Below are 3,690 nucleotides of genomic sequence, written 5' to 3'. Positions count from 1 at the left end.
AAACGCGAAGATTGCCTCAATAGAGTATTGCAGTCGTTATAATGCGGAATCCCTGAATATAGGTTCGCGATCCCTTGACAGCGCTGTAGGTATTGTATAAAATTGAGATTTTCTATGTTTAAAATACTAGTTTTTATGAGCTGCTGTATCGCATCGCTCGCCGCTTGTACTTCTAATGCTCAGTCTCGTGCCGATAAGCAGCCGCTTACAGAAAAAAATAGGAATATTTCTGCGCAGACCCCTGCTGATTCTCGAGATGTGCCGTCTTCTCAACAAAGAATATCTTCTATTGCACCGGAAGCAGCGGCACGGTTGCTCTCCGAATTGGCGCAAGCTGTTGAAGTTTATGATATTCATAAGGCATTGGCGCTCTTTGCAGCGATTGATGAAGCAACTAGCAGTACTGCCGATTACGAAACACGTGCTGCTGCCCGTTCATACATTGATCCGCTTTTGGAGCTTATTTCCCTTGAGCGGTTAAGTGAACCGTCTCCTGTTACAGCAGGTTCTGCTTTTGATCAGCCGTTTACGATACGGGCGGTTGTAACAACACCGGAAAGGCAATTCCCGCTTGATAATTATCCTCTCACGGTTTCTTATCCGAGCGGAAAAGAGGGCATTATGAAAATCGAAACGGTGTATACCGATTCTGAAGGGTTTCTGTATTTTACTCCGCCGGTGCCTGAACGGGCGACTGATGGTGTATTGCGTTTTTATCTTTCGATCTCTCAGAAAGATGCCGCCGCAGCGGATATCCCGGAAAACCTATGCGCAGTCTTTTCATTTAAAGCTGCCACTATAGAAAAACGGGTACCGACAATCATTGCTATTCTTGACTATGATGAAAACAATCAGCCGATTTTTTCTACAAATATTACTGCTACGCGCTTGCTTACCGGGCTGATGAAGCGGGGATTTGGTAGAATCGGGTTGGATGAATATGAAGAACTTGCCGGATCAGATGAAACACAGGTAATACGCGCAGCACAGATAAAGATCGGCTCTGTTGTTGAACGGTTTATCTTTGGCAAAACCGCTATTGAACTTTCGACAACAGAACGTAACACCGTTAGCTGCAGAATACAGGCTGATATATCAGTATGGGATTTTAAGCAAACTCAAAAAACAAAGCATTTTACCTTTGAGTATACTGCAGAAGCAACAACAAAGGCGCAAGCAATTTCCTCAGCGCGAACCGCTCTGGGGGAGTCGGTAATTGCAGAGGCTTTTACCTATAACCTCTAAAGGCTGATACCCGAAGAGAAGGCTGTGGGCATTTCTAAAAAACTTCGGTTTTAGGGGTGCCAGATGGGTGATATTACTCACTGTATGAGCAAGCCGGTCTGTATTAAATCTGTTCGGCAACGAAGTTACCGAACCAGTCTATTATTTCCGTGTTTTCAGTTCATGCAGCTGCTCAACAAGATGCCGGGACGCGCGGGTATCATTGGTGTCGTACAGCCAGTTGTGATTAAAACAGGCGATGGTATTTTTGTTGCCGCTTGCTCCGATAACAAGGCTGTAAAAGCCGGTGTTCTTTTCTTTTTCCTGTTCGATAGCGGTAACAAGGTCAGCTGAAAGATTGCCCATTACGAAGTCCGAGATCATCAGTACATCGGCATTTTTATATCCGTCTGCCGTGTCGCTGCCTGCAAGCATGTTAAGCGCTTTCGGCAGCGCAGGTTCTGCATCGGTTCCGCCGTTAAACGACATACGCAAAAAACGTACCAGTTTTTGCAGGTAGTTGTCTCCGTCTGCATTTGTCAATTCCATATCCTCATTCGGTTTTACTTCCAGTGTTTCAATATCCGTGGAAAACGAGATGATATAGCAAAGCCGTTCCTGTTCTGCGGCAATCTTTGCCAGTGCAAATGCTACTGTTTTTGCAATATTCTCCGGAGTGCCGTGCATAGAGCCGCTTGTGTCAACGCAGATGATAATCGGTCCCTTGGGTTCTTGCTTTTCCATCGTTACCTCTTCTTGCTCGATACTTTCTTTTAATTCCTCTTGCTCATTTTGATATTCAAATGACAGAAGCTGTTTTTGCGCAAATTTCAGCTGAAAGAGTTTTTTTGCCGCAGGATTTTTCAGCATAGCAAGTTCACAGGGAAGAACCGCTGCAATATCGTTTGAATACTTGAGTCCGTTTATCTCTCCACGGTATGCAGGTTGCGGATGCCACTCTGTTGTTATAACGATTTTGTCCCGCAGCTCTTTTTCAAACACCGCTTGTGTGCGGCTTTGCCTGCCGAGAAGGTCAGCGAGTTCCTGCAGCGATTCATCTTGTTCCAGAAGCTTGGCAAAGGTATCAAGGATTTCAAACCCGCTTGTTTCAAAGGGATGATTCGATAAATCCCAGAGCCTTCCGAAATTTTTAGTGAACGGCGTAAGTAGTTTTTCAAACCGCATAAAGTTTTGTATTTTTTTATACAGCTCTTCCAAAAACTGCTTTCGCATAGCATCGATCCGTTCCTGCTCCCACTTTGTTTTGCGTTCGATGAGATTTTTCTCCATATCGGCAATAAAGTTTCTGCGCAGCGCTTCAATTTTTTCCGGTGATTCCCACTGAATCGTATCTTTTTCCGTTTTCTGTGTTACGGTTTCTGCATGGGTAGTACTTACTTGCTCATTTTTTCCGGAAGTGTTTTTTGCTTGTATATCGTCTACCTGTATACTTGCTTCCGGAGACGTTTGTGCTTCCTCTGTCGGGACTGTTTTCGCGGCATCGTCTGCTGCACTATCGGTGATGTGTTTTTGTTCGGCAAATGCTTTGCGGTAAAAATCAAAGTCCAGCGTACTTTCCTGAATAGTTTCACGTTTTGAATCGCTAACTGACGGAAGACGTTTATAGTGATACTGTATTTTTGACTTTTCCGCAGAAAGATCAGCAGCAATTTCTTCTGCAGACTGCTTTTTCTGCTGTGCAACAAAGATTGCTTCATCTAAAAACGGATTTTCGTTTTCCAATGTGCCGTGTGTTTTTTGCAGCCATTCCAAAAGATCCGTTTGAATGTTTTCGGAAAGCCCTTCATGACTTTGCATATACTCTTGTACATCTTGCGCATGTAGAATTTCGGAAAGCGTATGCTGCGCAACCTGCGCAAATGTATTCTGCGGAAAAGCAATGGGGATGTCTTCCGGCTCAATAGGCTGTATGGCATCTTCGATCGCATCAACCAACTGCTTCCGTTCTCGATTTGAGCCGAATGCAGATTCAGGGGCAGCATTTTTTTCAAACTGCCGCTTTTTCTTTGATTGCTGCTTATAGCGTTGAATGTTTGCGTTTAAATTTTGTTTTATGTTACCGATGTTGGAAAATAGTGTACTACACAGGTTGGAAAACGCAGTATCGCTTAAATCTTCCGTTTGGTGTGCGGTTTTATTCCGTGTTAGGTTGACCTGCCTATCGGCAGGCAGGTGCGGAACCAACCTATGATATTTATTTCGATCTAAAAATAAATTTATAAAATCATAGGAGGGTTTTATGAAACACTTATTAAAAAATGCTACAATTTTTGTAGTGTTGGTATTAACGGTTGCATTCATCGGATGCAAAAATCCCAATTCAAATTATGACGGAAACTCAAAAACAAAACTTGCTGCCCCGACAAATTTGGTTATCAAGTCAATTACAGATAAGTAAGTAATCAAAATTAAGCGACAGTATAGGAGTATTTAATGAACAAGTCC

3 protein-coding genes are annotated in these 3,690 nt (G+C 43.3%); 2 read left to right on the top strand and 1 reads right to left on the bottom strand.

What is annotated here, in order from left to right:
- Positions 1-114: 114 nt before the first annotated feature.
- Positions 115-1,245 carry a hypothetical protein gene (locus ACTTJ8_RS11510; RefSeq protein WP_442716623.1) on the top strand — a complete coding sequence of 377 codons (1,131 nt, stop codon included), beginning with the start codon at positions 115-117 and terminating at the stop codon, positions 1,243-1,245.
- Positions 1,246-1,386: 141 nt separating this feature from the next.
- Here the strand turns inward: ACTTJ8_RS11510 and ACTTJ8_RS11505 are convergent, their stop codons facing one another.
- Complete coding sequence (locus ACTTJ8_RS11505; protein WP_442716622.1) at positions 1,387-3,429, bottom strand: VWA domain-containing protein; 2,043 nt, start codon at positions 3,427-3,429, stop codon at positions 1,387-1,389.
- A gap of 55 nt (positions 3,430-3,484) precedes the next feature.
- On the opposite strand from ACTTJ8_RS11505, the gene ACTTJ8_RS11500 reads away from it, so the two are divergent.
- On the top strand, positions 3,485-3,643 hold the full coding sequence (locus ACTTJ8_RS11500) for a hypothetical protein (protein WP_442716621.1): 159 nt from the start codon (positions 3,485-3,487) through the stop codon (positions 3,641-3,643).
- The last annotated feature ends 47 nt before the right edge of the window (positions 3,644-3,690 follow it).

This window comes from Treponema sp., from assembly GCF_052169735.1.
GTDB lineage: Bacteria > Spirochaetota > Spirochaetia > Treponematales > Treponemataceae > Treponema.
Note: the sequence above shows the minus strand (reverse complement) of the source record. Positions and strands in the feature narration are given on the sequence as shown.

Coding starts and splice junctions, on each gene's coding strand:
- ACTTJ8_RS11510 (WP_442716623.1), top strand. CDS start 115: ATGTTTAAAATACTAGTTTTTATGAGCTGCTGTATCGCATCGCTCGCC.
- ACTTJ8_RS11500 (WP_442716621.1), top strand. CDS start 3,485: ATGAAACACTTATTAAAAAATGCTACAATTTTTGTAGTGTTGGTATTA.